This is a genomic window from Nostoc sp. GT001 (assembly GCF_030382115.1).
GTDB lineage: Bacteria > Cyanobacteriota > Cyanobacteriia > Cyanobacteriales > Nostocaceae > Nostoc.
This window is the reverse complement of sequence record NZ_JAUDRJ010000003.1, coordinates 6,901,032-6,913,973: the sequence shown is the minus strand read 5'-3', so window position 1 is coordinate 6,913,973 and position 12,942 is coordinate 6,901,032. Positions and strand designations below refer to the sequence as shown.

Annotated in this window: 16 protein-coding genes, 1 tRNA gene and 2 pseudogenes; 12 read left to right on the top strand and 7 right to left on the bottom strand. The window is 41.9% G+C overall.

Features of this window, described 5'->3' with window-relative positions; genetic code table 11:
• Nucleotides 1-72: 72 nt before the first annotated feature.
• Nucleotides 73-1,005, bottom strand: coding sequence for a serine hydrolase (locus tag QUD05_RS32280; protein WP_289799604.1), 933 nt, complete (start codon nucleotides 1,003-1,005; stop codon nucleotides 73-75).
• A gap of 9 nt (nucleotides 1,006-1,014) precedes the next feature.
• Here QUD05_RS32280 and QUD05_RS32275 point away from each other — a divergent pair, with 9 nt between their 5' ends.
• Entirely contained in the window at nucleotides 1,015-1,743 is a 729-nt protein-coding gene (locus tag QUD05_RS32275; RefSeq protein ID WP_289799603.1) for a C40 family peptidase, read from the top strand.
• Between the two features lie 14 nt (nucleotides 1,744-1,757).
• Nucleotides 1,758-2,771, top strand: a complete 1,014-nt coding sequence (locus QUD05_RS32270; protein ID WP_289799602.1) for a glycosyltransferase family 2 protein — start codon at nucleotides 1,758-1,760, stop codon at nucleotides 2,769-2,771.
• Between the two features lie 28 nt (nucleotides 2,772-2,799).
• Here QUD05_RS32270 and QUD05_RS32265 read toward each other — a convergent pair whose 3' ends face one another.
• Complete coding sequence (locus QUD05_RS32265) at nucleotides 2,800-2,928, bottom strand: hypothetical protein (RefSeq protein ID WP_289799601.1); 129 nt, start codon at nucleotides 2,926-2,928, stop codon at nucleotides 2,800-2,802.
• A gap of 136 nt (nucleotides 2,929-3,064) precedes the next feature.
• On the opposite strand from QUD05_RS32265, the gene QUD05_RS32260 reads away from it, so the two are divergent.
• The 3 genes and pseudogenes from QUD05_RS32260 to QUD05_RS32250 form a co-directional block, all read left to right on the top strand.
• Complete coding sequence (locus tag QUD05_RS32260) at nucleotides 3,065-3,280, top strand: hypothetical protein (RefSeq protein ID WP_289799600.1); 216 nt, start codon at nucleotides 3,065-3,067, stop codon at nucleotides 3,278-3,280.
• A gap of 368 nt (nucleotides 3,281-3,648) precedes the next feature.
• Complete coding sequence (locus QUD05_RS32255) at nucleotides 3,649-3,894, top strand: hypothetical protein (RefSeq protein ID WP_289799599.1); 246 nt, start codon at nucleotides 3,649-3,651, stop codon at nucleotides 3,892-3,894.
• A 487-nt stretch (nucleotides 3,895-4,381) separates the two neighbouring features.
• Nucleotides 4,382-4,654: pseudogene (locus tag QUD05_RS32250) on the top strand (MFS transporter); the annotation flags it as partial.
• 17 nt (nucleotides 4,655-4,671) lie between these two features.
• Here QUD05_RS32250 and QUD05_RS32245 read toward each other — a convergent pair.
• Nucleotides 4,672-6,012 (bottom strand): transposase, encoded by a 1,341-nt coding sequence (locus QUD05_RS32245; protein ID WP_289794346.1) that lies wholly within the window; start codon nucleotides 6,010-6,012, stop codon nucleotides 4,672-4,674.
• A gap of 91 nt (nucleotides 6,013-6,103) precedes the next feature.
• Between QUD05_RS32245 and QUD05_RS32240 the strand changes: the two are divergent.
• Nucleotides 6,104-7,072 (top strand): annotated as a pseudogene (locus QUD05_RS32240) (MFS transporter); the annotation flags it as partial.
• A gap of 38 nt (nucleotides 7,073-7,110) precedes the next feature.
• Here the strand turns inward: QUD05_RS32240 and QUD05_RS32235 are convergent.
• A tRNA-Arg gene (locus tag QUD05_RS32235) sits at nucleotides 7,111-7,184 on the bottom strand.
• Between the two features lie 34 nt (nucleotides 7,185-7,218).
• Between QUD05_RS32235 and moaC the strand changes: the two genes are divergently transcribed.
• Nucleotides 7,219-7,728, top strand: a complete 510-nt coding sequence (gene moaC / locus QUD05_RS32230) for a cyclic pyranopterin monophosphate synthase MoaC (RefSeq protein ID WP_289799598.1) — start codon at nucleotides 7,219-7,221, stop codon at nucleotides 7,726-7,728.
• A 404-nt stretch (nucleotides 7,729-8,132) separates the two neighbouring features.
• Here moaC and QUD05_RS32225 read toward each other — a convergent pair whose 3' ends face one another.
• A complete protein-coding gene (locus QUD05_RS32225; protein ID WP_289799597.1) occupies nucleotides 8,133-8,804 on the bottom strand; it encodes a Uma2 family endonuclease in 672 nt (223 codons plus the stop codon).
• Nucleotides 8,805-8,928: 124 nt separating this feature from the next.
• Between QUD05_RS32225 and QUD05_RS32220 the strand changes: the two genes are divergently transcribed.
• From QUD05_RS32220 to QUD05_RS32210, 3 genes are all read left to right on the top strand, one after another.
• The gene (locus QUD05_RS32220) at nucleotides 8,929-9,186 is read left to right on the top strand and encodes a hypothetical protein (protein ID WP_289799596.1); all 258 of its coding nucleotides are present in this window, start codon (nucleotides 8,929-8,931) and stop codon (nucleotides 9,184-9,186) included.
• A gap of 119 nt (nucleotides 9,187-9,305) precedes the next feature.
• Nucleotides 9,306-9,614, top strand: a complete 309-nt coding sequence (locus tag QUD05_RS32215; protein ID WP_289799595.1) for a DUF3181 family protein — start codon at nucleotides 9,306-9,308, stop codon at nucleotides 9,612-9,614.
• A gap of 279 nt (nucleotides 9,615-9,893) precedes the next feature.
• Nucleotides 9,894-10,109: an acetyltransferase gene (locus QUD05_RS32210; RefSeq protein ID WP_289799594.1), complete on the top strand. Its 216-nt coding sequence runs from the start codon at nucleotides 9,894-9,896 to the stop codon at nucleotides 10,107-10,109.
• 67 nt (nucleotides 10,110-10,176) lie between these two features.
• On the opposite strand, the gene QUD05_RS32205 is transcribed toward QUD05_RS32210, so the two are convergent.
• Entirely contained in the window at nucleotides 10,177-10,647 is a 471-nt protein-coding gene (locus QUD05_RS32205) for an ABA4-like family protein (protein ID WP_289799593.1), read from the bottom strand.
• Nucleotides 10,648-10,757: 110 nt separating this feature from the next.
• Nucleotides 10,758-11,819, bottom strand: coding sequence for a cobalamin biosynthesis protein CobW (gene cobW / locus QUD05_RS32200; RefSeq protein ID WP_289799592.1), 1,062 nt, complete (start codon nucleotides 11,817-11,819; stop codon nucleotides 10,758-10,760).
• 107 nt (nucleotides 11,820-11,926) lie between these two features.
• Between cobW and QUD05_RS32195 the strand changes: the two genes are divergently transcribed.
• Nucleotides 11,927-12,211 carry a tetratricopeptide repeat protein gene (locus QUD05_RS32195; protein ID WP_289799591.1) on the top strand — a complete coding sequence of 95 codons (285 nt, stop codon included), beginning with the start codon at nucleotides 11,927-11,929 and terminating at the stop codon, nucleotides 12,209-12,211.
• Between the two features lie 29 nt (nucleotides 12,212-12,240).
• On the top strand, nucleotides 12,241-12,837 hold the full coding sequence (locus tag QUD05_RS32190) for a hypothetical protein (protein ID WP_289799590.1): 597 nt from the start codon (nucleotides 12,241-12,243) through the stop codon (nucleotides 12,835-12,837).
• Nucleotides 12,838-12,942: the final 105 nt, after the last annotated feature.

The following is a 12,942-nucleotide window of genomic DNA, read 5'->3' as shown; positions in this document are numbered from 1 at the left end:
AAGTTGATACCAAGTACATCTGTGTGTCCCTACCGCATTTTATATCCAAAAAAGATGGATAAGGAGAGTAAATCATAGACTAGCGATCGCTTCGGCAACTCGCCCAGAAACAAAAGGCAAAATATCCCGACTCTTAGCTTGGGCTTTCCCTTCAGTAAATACCACTAAAAGGTAAGGGCGCTGTTCTGGTAACTCAATATACGCAGCATCATGGCGAACTTGACTTGTCCAACCTGCTTTTGACCAAATTTGAGCATTTTCAGTCAGTCCACCGCCTAAGAAACCTGTCACTTGATTTTCCTCGGTGTCAGTGGGCAAATCGTTGAGAGGACGTTTCAGTAAAGCCATCATTGCTTGCGATCGCGCACTTGAAACCGCCACTCCACCTACAATACTATGCAGTAACCTAGCGATCGCATTTGTGGTCAACATATTACGATTTTCTAGTAACTCTCCCACAAACGCCCGTTCCCGTCCATAAGGGCCATCACCCCAAGTTTTTTGACAGACGTTTATTGTCTCCATTTCTTCCCAACCCAAAGATTGGTAATAGCGGTTAACAATATTACGCTGATATTTCCAGGTTTCAAAGGGGCCGATTGGTAATTCTGGCCCTGATGTAGTACCACTCAAAATATCCACAACCAAGCTGGTAGCATCGTTACTAGAATCGACAATCATATCCCGCAAAGCTCGCTCCAACTCCTTGGAGGTTTGACTCATGCCTTTTTCTAGCCATTCGTTTACCGCCACCAAGTAAAATAGCTTGACTACACTGGCAGGATAAATCCGCTCAACACCCCGATAAGTGAAACCACGAACTGGGTGATCCCAAAAAGCGTTGGGAGTCAGCGCCCCACCAGTATTTACTCGCACTGGTGGATCGTAAACAACCCAAGTCAAGGCAATTTGGTTACGTGCTAAGGTCGGAAATGCTGCCCAAGTTGCATCTAAAATGCCATTACCAAGATTTTCGAGTTGTTCGTCTTTATTAAAAAAAATCATTCTCTAATAATGTCCTTTAATCTAAAATCCAAAATGGTTCGACTGAGCGAAGCCGAAGTCCAAAATCCACAATCAGGGGAGTATCAGTGTTTAGCTGACCTGAATTTATATGATTCTCCTGAATGTACGCGTTTAGCAACTCAAGCTGCATCTGGGAGACATTTGTGGGTAACATCAAATCATCAAAATTCGGCGGTTGAGGTGTATTTATGTGAAGATGACTATCCGGGATGGGTATCTCTTTCAGATTTTGATTCATTACAATCTGCTACTGTAGCTTATCAGGCTGCAACATTTTCTGAATCGGAGATTAAAAAACTCCTAGCAGAGATTATCGCCTTTACCCAAAAAGCGATGCAACAATCAAATTACTACCTTTGGGGTGGTACGGTTGGGCCAAATTATGACTGTTCTGGGTTAATGCAAGCGGCGTTTGCTTCGGTGGGTATTTGGCTACCTAGAGATGCCTATCAACAGGAAGGATTCACTCAACCAATTACGATTACAGAATTAGCAGCCGGGGATCTGGTATTTTTTGGAACTAGCCAAAAAGCCACCCATGTCGGGCTTTATTTGGCGGATGGTTATTATATCCATAGTTCTGGGAAAGAACAGGGACGGAATGGGATCGGCATTGATATTCTCTCGGAACAGGGAGATGCGGTTAGTCAGTCGTACTATCAGCAGCTGCGAGGTGCTGGTAGAGTTTTTAAGAGTTACGAACCACAGAGACGCTGAGGGCGCTGAAACTTATGAGGAGTGGGTTGATTTCCGAAAGGAGTAGTGAGGAAAATGGGGCGATTTCAGCAATTGTCCCAGATGTTTCGGTGGTAGTACCAATACATGACGAGGTGGAGAGTTTACCACTTTTACTAGAAGCGATCGCATCTACTTTATCTTCTAGTCAGGTAAATTATGAAATCATTTGTGTAGATGATGGTTCTACAGATGGTTCTGGGGATTTTCTGAAAAAAGAGGCGCAAATCCGCACTGATTTAAAGGCGGTAATTTTGCGTCGCAACTACGGACAAACTGCGGCGATGGCTGCTGGATTTTATTATGCAGTAGGGAAAGCGATCGTTACTTTAGATGCCGATCTCCAGAACGATCCGGCTGATATCCCCATGTTATTAGCAAAGCTGGATGATGGTTACGATTTGGTGAGTGGCTGGCGGCAAAAACGCCAAGATGGTGCTGTAAATCGATTACTTCCTTCCAAAATTGCCAATTGGCTAATTCGCCGCACCACTAGCGTGAATATTCATGACTATGGTTGTTCGCTGAAAGCCTATCGTGCAGAACTTTTGGCAGATATGAATCTCTACGGAGAATTACACCGATTTTTACCCGCTTTGGCGTACATCGAAGGAGCTAGAATTACCGAAATACCTGTACGTCATCACGCCCGCCGCTTCGGTCGTAGTAAATATGGAATTTGGCGGACATTCCGGGTATTGATGGATTTGTTAACCATTCTGTTTATGAAAAAATTCCTCACCCGTCCGATGCACGTTTTTGGGCTGTTGGGCTTGATTTCAATGTTTTCGGGAACTGCGATCGGAATTTACTTGACTTTCGTCAAATTAGCTTTAGGTGAGATGATTGGCAATCGCCCTCTGCTGATTTTGGCAGTTCTGCTGCTACTAACGGGAGTGCAGCTGTTTTGCTTCGGACTTTTGGCAGAATTACTCATGCGTACATACCACGAATCCCAAGGACGGCCTATCTATCGCGTGCGAGAGGTGGTAGCAAAAAATGTTAAGTAAGGTAACAATAGTAGTCATTAGTCATTGGTCATTGGGCATTGGGCATTGGGTATTGGGTATTGGGCATTGGGCATTGGGCATTGGGCATTGGGTATTGGTTATCAGTCACTTGTACTGAGAGAATGCGAACAGCCTCTCCAAGAGTTGTATTGGTCATTGGTCATTTACGAAGGACAAATGACAAAGGATAAATGACAAAAAACTAGTTAAATTGCATCTACCTTGAAAGTATTTAATACCTTTGACACCGAACTGCGGCGTAACCTGCTGAATTGAAGTCTAACGAGGTAATAGTGCGTCAACAAATTAAAACGCTTGAGAATGAATTGTCTGATAAAAAGCGTGAGTTACAAAACATCCAGCAAGAGCTATTCGTCGAAGCCAAGGCTGTATTTGATGCTAACTCTGATCTAGCAAAGCAAGTACTTGATGCCAAGGAAATAATAGAACGGTTGGCGGGAGTCACAGTGTACACAGGGCTTGTATTCACTAGAACACCGATTCAGTAATAAAAAACGAGACAGAGACATCCTATTTTTACGTCTTTTAAAACCAAATTTTCCTTGTTGCAACCCAAAGAAACTGAGCTTTTTCGTCATAACTTTGAATACTGAATCGGTGTTCTAGGTGCGGTATTGAGTACACCGTGGGCGACCGCAAGGGAAGGTCTGAGTACTTAGGGCAAATATGGTCACTCAAGGGTGACACTTCACGGATATAGGGTGTGAAAGATATTACTAATGATTGAGAGACGTTGGTAAGATTAGCGGGAGTTGTAAAAGGTGGGAAAAGTAGGAAAGGTAGGATGTTTGAAAAAAGCAGCTTACAAGTGTTTAATAAGCAGTTATTCTATGTGTGTATAGTTGAGGAATGAGTCATGCGAACAGAAAAAAACGCCGCAAAGCTTTTAATCACGGATCTAAGCGAAGAAGTGTTTTACGAGCTTTCAGATGAAGAAGCTTTAGCTCTTTCAGGAGGAATTGCGGCTGATATACAATTGTCGGCGGCTGATATACAATTGGCGGTGGATTATGACGGAGATCCATATTCAGGACAACCGGGTGGGGAATCAGAAGTGAATTTGGGAGCGAAAAATAATGAGGTAATAATTGTTAAATTTTGATTGACCGTGATTCGTTGACGTATCATACCTCACTTTTCATACAACTTACGTCAAACGCTCTATTAACCCAAGTTGCGGGTTATCGACTGATATGCACTTGTTATATATCACTCAATTCATGCGATCGCCCATAAGAGTAACTAGCAACTTGGGTTATTAGCTAGAACAAACTCTTTAAAACTTCTGCCACTTATAGGCATTCCGATACCTGGCGCTGAGATTTCGACAATAGAAAGTCCTGTAATTAATTACAGGACTTACACAAAGGATGAGCATCTGTTGAGCATCAGTGAAGGAACTGTGGGAACATGGGATAGAGGTAAATTTACCTCTCTTCCCTCAAAGGATGAGCATCTATTGAGCATCAATGCTGAGTATGGAAATATATCAATTCTTAATGCTCAAATACTGAGAATAAGGTAAATGAGCATCAGTTGAGCATTTTTAATGGACTAGAGGCTGAAAGTATTGATTTTCCATACTCCTAATGCTGATTTTATTTACAGCAGGTTTATTATTCTGGTCAAGCATATCTTCGCTCTTACCAACCCTACCGCTTTACATCGATGATGTGGGCGCAAGCAAGCAAGAAATTGGGATTGTTATGGGCAGTTTTGCCATTGGGTTATTGCTATCTCGCCCGATGCTGGGACGGTTAGCCGATGAACGCGATCGCAAAATTGTCTTGTTGATTGGTACGATCGTAGCTGCGATCGCACCCTTTGGTTACTTGTCAACCAAATCAATTGGGTTATTAATCCCAATACCTCTGCCAATTTACGAGGGTTCAACGCCAGTGGAAACGGGATGAATACGTCCTAAAGAAGTAAGCTTGGCAAAAATCTGGGTTAATAAAATAGGCTCAGGGATTTCGGGAAGCATTTTTAACATTTCACGAACATATCGAAAACCACGATGGTAAGCCTTAAGGTCAATAATGCCAGAACCGGGATTGAGTTGCTGGAAATCAGCGAGAAGATGGTGGGATAAATTGACCATAAAAAATGCTAAATTAGAAGCATTAGTCACGGCAGTTTGGCTCAGGTTCATAAAATCTTCCAATCCCCAAAACTGCTTGGCATCCCTAAAATTAAACTCGATTTGGAAACGGAGTTTGTAATAGTCGATAATTTTTTCAAATGACAGAGTTAGGTCGCTAGAAAAAATAATTACATGGCTGCAAGCATTAGTTTTAAGATTGGTTTTGACCAAAATCACTACATTGAGAGCTTGGGCAAATTCTTTGTGAATAAGAGTGGCTTGATAAATATCAGTTTGAATATCATCCTCAATAGCACTTTTACATAAGTATTTGTCAGGTATATTACGATAGTCTAGCTTATCACCGTATTTACGACGAGAGCGCTTACTGGAGTCAGGATTTTCATAAGGGAAGTATAATGCTGAATCATGGCGCAATTTGGAAATTATCTGCAAGTTGACAAGACGTGCCATCTGCAAAGCATTGTTGTTACCAAAATGACCATCTACTACCAAGTAGGTGAGGGAAATAGAGTTAGCTAATAACTTGAATAGTGAACCAATCATTTTCTGAATTAGTATTAATTCAGATGTTAATATCACTTCCTTTTTATTTTTGTTTTTACTTCCTTTTGGTCGTCCACGCCCACGCTTTTCTTTTTTGTTTGGTTTTTCGATTGTCGAGGTACTTTTTGTTTGAGTATCTTTCTTTATTACCTGTTCTATCTGAATCGGAAACGAGTGCCTCTGTTCAACACTCACTAATGATAATACAAAGAAAGATAATCCTGATATCGGTTTATTGGCTAGGCTAGAAAAGAATCTATCTAATCCATAAGTCTTTTTACCCGATTTACTGACTACAACTTCATCTCCTGCAAGCAAATATACCTCATTCGCACGGAACAAATGCTTGCGGAAAAATAGCCAAAACAATGTAGCCCAAGGTATTACTGTATGAAAAAACCGCAACATCGTCCGATAACTACCACCAATGCCTGCCCAACGGGAAATTCCCAACATCGTGACTCGTCCGCTCATCGCTAACATAGCCAGGATTATCTGGTTCAATTGCCGCATCGTCGTAGCGTTTATCTGCGGTAGCAAGCATTGTAGCAGTGATAAGATATCGGACATGGGCTGATTGTAGTTTTTGAGTTGTCGTTGTGAGAGACAATAACTCTACTACATCGGCCCTCTCTCCTCATCCTCTTATTTTGGCTAAGGTATTGTAATCCTAGTGCGGATTTTTCACGGCATTAGTGTTGCGGCTTTTACCACTGGCTACAGTGCCTTAGTCGCAGATTTAGCGCCTGCCCAAACTCGTGGCGAAATTATTGGGTACATGACCCTAGCAACTCCCCTTGGTTTAGCAATTGGCCCAGCCTTGGGAGGGTATTTAGAAGCTACAAGTGGTTACGGAATATTATTTTTGTTATCTGCCGAATTGGGTTTTGTCGCTTTCTTAGGGATTTTACAAGTTACGAATCCGCCAGTGCAAACGCAGGAGCAGACAGAGGGAGAAGATGTCTACGACGGGCTACACCTACGCAAATTTTGGCAAATTTTGGCCAGTCCACGGGTGAGAGTTCCAACTATAGTTATGTTGCTGGTTGGTTTGTCTCTTGGTGCTGTACATACCTTTGTGTCGTTGTTCCTCAAATCCACTGAAGTGGACTTCAATGGCGGACTGTTTTTTACAGCTGCGGCAATTTCTAGTTTTAGTATCAGGATATTTGCTGGTAAAGCAAGCGATCGCTTCGGGCGGGGTTTGTTTATTACCTTTGGGATTTTTTGCTACGTTTTGGCGTTAATACTGCTGTGGCAGGCTTACAGCCCGATCGTTTTCTTACTGGCTGCGATCGCTGAAGGTGCTGGTGGTGGTACACTGATCTCGATGATGATTACCATGATGGCAGACCGCTCACTGCCGCAAGAACGGGGGAAAATTTTTGCTATATGTATAGCTGGACTTGATTTGGGAATTGCGATCGCTGCTCCTCTTTTGGGTATCATCGCAGAACTTGTAGGCTACCGCGATATGTTTGGCTACGGTGCTGCGATCACTTCTCTAGCACTTGCCCTCTTTCTCACCCATTCAAGCAAAAACCTATCCAACTCACTGCGCTTTGCACTAGGTCTAGCTCCAGATGCCTACGCCTTGAAAAACTTAAAAGTTAGGAGCGATGAAATTTAACTCATCACTCCTAACTTTCAACTCTTAACTTTTTAAAACGGGCGAGGAGGGATTCGAACCCCCGACACCGTGGTTCGTAGCCACGTGCTCTAATCCACTGAGCTACACGCCCTCACCGACAATCTATATTAACACGTTCTAACCAAATGGCGCAAGATAATTTTCCAGCTAATTTTGCCAACTTAACTCATTTAGATCCCCAAGGACAGGCACAGATGGTTGATGTGTCTGATAAAGCACCCACCATTCGCCAAGCAGTAGCAGCTGCTCAAGTGCGAATGCTGCCAGCCACCTTCGCTGCCATTCAAGCCGGAAATGTCGCAAAAGGCGATGTGTTGGCAACTGCAAGATTGGCTGGGATTATGGCAGCCAAGCAAACAGCCACTTTAATTCCTCTGTGTCATCCGTTGCCTTTACAAAAAATCGCAGTCGAAATCATACCCGATCCCCAACTACCGGGTTATCAAATTCAAGCTACAGTCAAAACCAAAGCAGAAACTGGTGTAGAGATGGAAGCCTTAACTGCCGTTTCTGTCGCTGCCCTGACTTTATACGATATGGCAAAAGCTTTAGAAAAGTCGATTCAAATTGAATCAATTCGTTTAATAAGTAAGAGTGGCGGGAAATCAGGAGATTATTCGTCGGCAAAGCAATAAGCTATTGGGCATTGGGTATTGGGTATTGAGCATTGAGCATTGGGAATTGGGTATGCAGAAGAGACAAAGGTAGACAAGGAAGAGGGGGAAGACTTGGGAGAGACTTGTTCAATAATTCCTCCTTGTCCCCCTGCTCCAACTCATTACTCATTACTCATTACTCATTACTCATTACTCATTACTCATTACTCATTACTCATTACTCATTACTCATTACTCATTACTCATTACTCATTACTCATTACTCATTACTCATTACTCATTACTCATTACTCATTACTCATTACTCATTACTCATTACTCATTACTCATTACTCATTACTCATTACTCATTACTCATTACTCATTACTCCCCTGCTCCCCTGCTCCTCTGCCCCTCTGCTTCCTACTCCCCTGCTCCCCAGTCACGGCAGATTATCAGGATCAATGCCGAGATTACGCAAATATGCTGCTAACTGTTCAGTGCGCTGACGTTCTTGTTCTAGCAATAACTCAGCCTGTTCAGCCCGTTGATTGAGTTCCAGGGAATTCAAAAATCTCTGTCCATCTAGACGGTAAATTACTAATTCTCCCTGCCCCGTTTGAAATCTAATTCCCAAACGGGGACTGAGCCAACCATCCATTTGCCATAGCTTATTCAAATGGTTGTTTTGCCGCAACCAGCCATCTAGTTGAAAACTTTCAGGATCGTATAAATAGTATTCTTCAACACCATAGGTATCGTAAAACTCCAGCTTACGCTCCATCTCCTTGGTATCATTACTATAAGAAAGAATCTCAAAGACTACTTGCGGTGGAATATTGTCTTCTTGCCACTGACGATAGGAACGACGTTTTCCCTTTGGTCTACCGAAGACAACCATCACATCAGGTGCAGTCGGTGTAATCAGCCGAGAACGAACGGGATACCAGAGCAAATCTCCTGCAATCAAAACATTGTCATTATTAGCAAACAGAATCTCTAAATTCTCCTTAATCAGGACAATCCAACGATATTGCTCCGTATTGTCTGCCATTGGTTTGCCGTCACTATCTGGATAGAGGAGATCGGGGTCTATTTGCTCAAAGATTGTCATCGGATTTAACCCACAGGCTCTTGACTTGCAATTCAATTATGACTGCTTCTAGAAGTCTAATAGCAACGACTGCACCAAAAACCTTAGAATGAGTAGGGTGTATTTAAATCTGTAACAAATATTTATGCCTCCTCGTTGGCCTCGCAAACCCGATCGCAAAGACCCTGATTACCGCAAGATTGATGACCGGATGAATTTTGCTGTCCATGTAGCGATCGCTGCTACGATTAATTCTGGCTTATGGTTTTTTCACATCTTGAAAAACACTACCTGGGACTGGCTGCCCTTGTTTACTGCAAGTTGGACAGGCATAGTATTAGTGCATTTGATCTATATTAGTGCGATCGCTAATTACAGCGAAACTCCACCTAAATCCACCTGAAGACGGACTGCTGATGCTGGGGCGATTGTAACCTGTGGTAGTAGAATCAGCCTATTAATTGAGCGATAATGTAAAAAAGCCTGAGATTTCGCACTCTTTCTTAACGTAGGGTTATTTTTATGGCAAAGACTAACACCACAGAACTACTGGAAGCCCTAGCAGCTGAAATTGGCGAAAATGTCTACATAGACATTGCCAAATGGCATCTTTATTTATCTAATGCCAAACTGCACACCCTTGTTGCGGAACAGTTGTATCCCTTAATTACTTCCAACAATGTAAGTGAAGATCAAGTTTTAAAAGTCTTGAAATCAATTACAGTCAAAATTGGCGGCGGTAGAAGTGAACTTCCTTTAAGTGATTTATTGCCACTGCAATGCCAAGTAACATTAGTTGATATTTTAGAAAAATATCAACGTGAAATCTAATCTTTACAACCAAGATTATTTGAATTAGACAATTTTCTCAGTCAGCATTTTCTGATTTGATTTGAAATGCTGGATTGAGGATTAATTTGTCTTGTCAATTTTATAAAGATAAAACCACAGATACACATAGATAAGTTTTGTGTAATTTATTTATGCATATCTGGTAAAAATTTCCTTTAAAAATTAAGGAATCTCGACCTTCTAAATTGGTTGAGACGCGAGTGAGTATATCTTGAGACTCACTCCTAACTTTCATGGAAACTTATTGAGGCAATTTCTATGCTTTTACAAATCAAAGATTCTGGCGAATTGGTGAAAATTCTGGAAATTCAAGAACTGCTTGACCCGAATAATGATGTGGTTCACGCAAGAGAACAAGAAGGTGAAGAAGAACAGCCACCTGATACCTTCAAAAAAGAAAATCTTGTTTTTCCTTCTGGTGAAGTTCTACCACGCTGTTGGTTAGATGCTAACTATAGACATGACAACAGTTAATGATTTTAAAATCAGGTAATTGGTAATAATAGGGTAGCACAGCGGTGTTACCCTATTATGCGCCATATTATGACGCAGCTTTTTCTCCTACCGTCACCCCTTCATTCTGCTGAAACTTCGGGAAAAATGTCTTAGTAATCCAGTCAGTCAAGATGTGAGACAGCAATCCCAACGGCCCAGCGAATAAAGATAAAGCCAGAGAGTGAATTGTCCAAACACCTGTTTTCTGCCCTTCCCAATAAATCCACCGACCGACAAATAAATCCATCACTAAAAAATGAATCCAACCTGTTGCCGCCGCGGTTTCATCTGCAAAAAACCGTGCAATATCAGCTAATTGAGGATTCGATAAAGCTTGAGCATTTTCTGGAGTAATGCTGTTAATAAACAAATATAAATATGTTCCTGCTAACAGCACAAAGGGTAGATATGATGACATTACCCATCGTGTGACTTTCCAGTTCGGCAATAAAATCATCAACGCCCAAAATGGTAATACGAAAACATTAGCAACGTTAAATAGTTGAGATATTGTCATGTTTTTGCAAAGTGAAGAATTTTTGTTTTGAATTAACTAATTATTCATAAATAGTAACTCTCAGGAGAAAGATCCCCGACTTCTTAAAGAAGTCGGGGATATGGATATACTTATAAAGCTACAAGTTGTGATTCAATTTCTGAAGAATTCAAATCACGCCCGATGAAAACTAAGCGCGTTTGCCTAGCTTCTTCTGGTTTCCAGGGGCGATCGTAAAATTTATCAAATCGGTTTCCCACACCCTGCATCACTAAGCGCATAGATTTATTTGGTACTGCAACAAAGCCTTTAATCCGGTAAATTTCTTGTTGTTGTACCAATGTTTGCAACTGCTGTTGCAGCTTTTCGGGATCAAAGGTACGATCCAAAATTAAATTAGCTGAAGTAATTTCTTCATCGTGATTGTGGTCTTCTTCAGTATCATGATGACTAGGACGAGAATCTAAATTGTCTTCGACTGCGGCTTGGAATCCTAATAATATAGATGCGTCTAGTTGAGAACGTAGGCGTAGCCCGCCGGAGGCATCGCTCTCGACAATTTTCACCACTCTGGGCAACTCTTGCTTAATCAATTCCTCAACTTTGGCTTTTGTCTCGGCATCTACTAAATCAATCTTATTTAACACCACCAAGTCTGCACAAGCAAGTTGGTCTTCAAACAGTTCTTGCAAGGGTGTTTCGTGTTCTAGATTATCATCTGCTTGTCGCTGGGCTGCGATCGCATCTGGATCGCTAGCAAATGTCCCCGCTGCAACCGCCGCACAATCTACCACGGTAATCACCGCATCCACAGTGGCGGCGTTGCGAATTTCTTGCCAGCGAAAAGCCTTTACCAGTGGTTTTGGCAAGGCTAAACCAGAGGTTTCAATCAAAATGCAATCGATGCTATCTCGCCGCTTGATTAACTCTTGCATCGTCGGGTAAAACTCTTCCTGCACGGTGCAGCATAAGCAGCCGTTGGTTAATTCAAAGATATTAGTGTCGCCCTCACCATCTTCGGGGCAAATTTGACAAGATTTTAACAATTCGCCATCAATACCGAGTTCGCCAAATTCATTGACTAAAACGGCAATACGCCGTCCTTCGTTGTTTTGTAGCAGGTGGCGAATTAGGCTGGTTTTTCCACTACCCAAGAAGCCTGTGATTACTGTGACAGGAATTTTCGTAGCCATATTTTTGCCTGATTGACTCAGTATGGTAAGTTTTACGGGTTACAAACTTAAATACTGAGATTAAGCTTGGTTTGAAGATTGACTTAGTTATTTTAAGCTTAAAGTCTATGGTAAACCTGAAAATATTGCCGTTATTGTTGAGTTTAGGTTTGGCTTTAATTCCTCAAATAACTGTGGCACAAACGGTAGAGGAGTTGGAACAAAAAGCAACATCTGCCGAAGAAGTAAAAAATTATGAAGAAGCCGCTAATATTTGGCGGAGTTTCATTGAGCGCGATGTCTACGACGGGCTACGCCTACGCAAAAACAGTTATGCTTACGTCAAGCTAGCGGACATTCTATTTTCTCAAGGCAAGATTGCAGAGGCGATAGCTACCTATCGCCAAGCTTAAGCTGATAGTACGCGAGAGTGTACAAGTGTATGAATTTAGCTATCCGAAAGTCTGTAGTTAGACAATTTTACTCAACAGAACTTAACAAACTTTACGATTTATCAGACTCGTTCTGTAATTTCTTTCCTGAGTGTCGAATTGCAAGTGTTCAACTATTAACGCTATCTACTGATATGGCTTTCAATTGTGTAGAGATTGAAAGAATTGAGCAAGATATTCCTCAGTCTGTAGTTAAAACTTATAATCGCCATCTTTGGTACTCTCAATACAGCCTCAGCAATCTGTACTTGGTAAAAATTCCTGTTGAATCTGAGAATTCGTTTGCTCTTCTAATACAGGGATATGTTGATGATGGATGGGACAATAGCGGTCGGTTTATAGAACTTTTCGATAGACAAGGTGATTTTCTAGGAGCAGGTCGTTGTCGCTATGAAGGTGTAGAGTGGCTTTCTAGACAACTTAACGGTAAGGACTTTTATACTCCGGCTCCTCCTTGGGTTGGTGATGAGCCTGGAGTTCAGTGTGCGTCCGAGCCGATGTGGTCAGAGGAACTTCTCTCACAGTACGCTGTGAATATTGAGCATAAAGGTTCAGTTACCTGCTATATGCTTCCTAGCGAAGATTAGCAAACCCTATGTAAGCTCAACACGATCCATAATCAGTAGAGCGATCGCAGCCAATACCGCGCAATAGAGATGCTCAAGATGCTCTCAAGAACTTAATTGCTTCTT

Coding starts and splice junctions, on each gene's coding strand:
- QUD05_RS32280 (WP_289799604.1), bottom strand. CDS start 1,005: ATGATTTTTTTTAATAAAGACGAACAACTCGAAAATCTTGGTAATGGC.
- QUD05_RS32275 (WP_289799603.1), top strand. CDS start 1,015: ATGTCCTTTAATCTAAAATCCAAAATGGTTCGACTGAGCGAAGCCGAA.
- QUD05_RS32270 (WP_289799602.1), top strand. CDS start 1,758: ATGAGGAGTGGGTTGATTTCCGAAAGGAGTAGTGAGGAAAATGGGGCG.
- QUD05_RS32265 (WP_289799601.1), bottom strand. CDS start 2,928: ATGACCAATACAACTCTTGGAGAGGCTGTTCGCATTCTCTCAGTACAA.
- QUD05_RS32255 (WP_289799599.1), top strand. CDS start 3,649: ATGCGAACAGAAAAAAACGCCGCAAAGCTTTTAATCACGGATCTAAGC.
- QUD05_RS32245 (WP_289794346.1), bottom strand. CDS start 6,012: ATGTCCGATATCTTATCACTGCTACAATGCTTGCTACCGCAGATAAAC.
- moaC (WP_289799598.1), top strand. CDS start 7,219: ATGGCGCAAGATAATTTTCCAGCTAATTTTGCCAACTTAACTCATTTA.
- QUD05_RS32225 (WP_289799597.1), bottom strand. CDS start 8,804: ATGACAATCTTTGAGCAAATAGACCCCGATCTCCTCTATCCAGATAGT.
- QUD05_RS32220 (WP_289799596.1), top strand. CDS start 8,929: ATGCCTCCTCGTTGGCCTCGCAAACCCGATCGCAAAGACCCTGATTAC.
- QUD05_RS32215 (WP_289799595.1), top strand. CDS start 9,306: ATGGCAAAGACTAACACCACAGAACTACTGGAAGCCCTAGCAGCTGAA.
- QUD05_RS32210 (WP_289799594.1), top strand. CDS start 9,894: ATGCTTTTACAAATCAAAGATTCTGGCGAATTGGTGAAAATTCTGGAA.
- QUD05_RS32205 (WP_289799593.1), bottom strand. CDS start 10,647: ATGACAATATCTCAACTATTTAACGTTGCTAATGTTTTCGTATTACCA.
- cobW (WP_289799592.1), bottom strand. CDS start 11,819: ATGGCTACGAAAATTCCTGTCACAGTAATCACAGGCTTCTTGGGTAGT.
- QUD05_RS32195 (WP_289799591.1), top strand. CDS start 11,927: ATGGTAAACCTGAAAATATTGCCGTTATTGTTGAGTTTAGGTTTGGCT.
- QUD05_RS32190 (WP_289799590.1), top strand. CDS start 12,241: ATGAATTTAGCTATCCGAAAGTCTGTAGTTAGACAATTTTACTCAACA.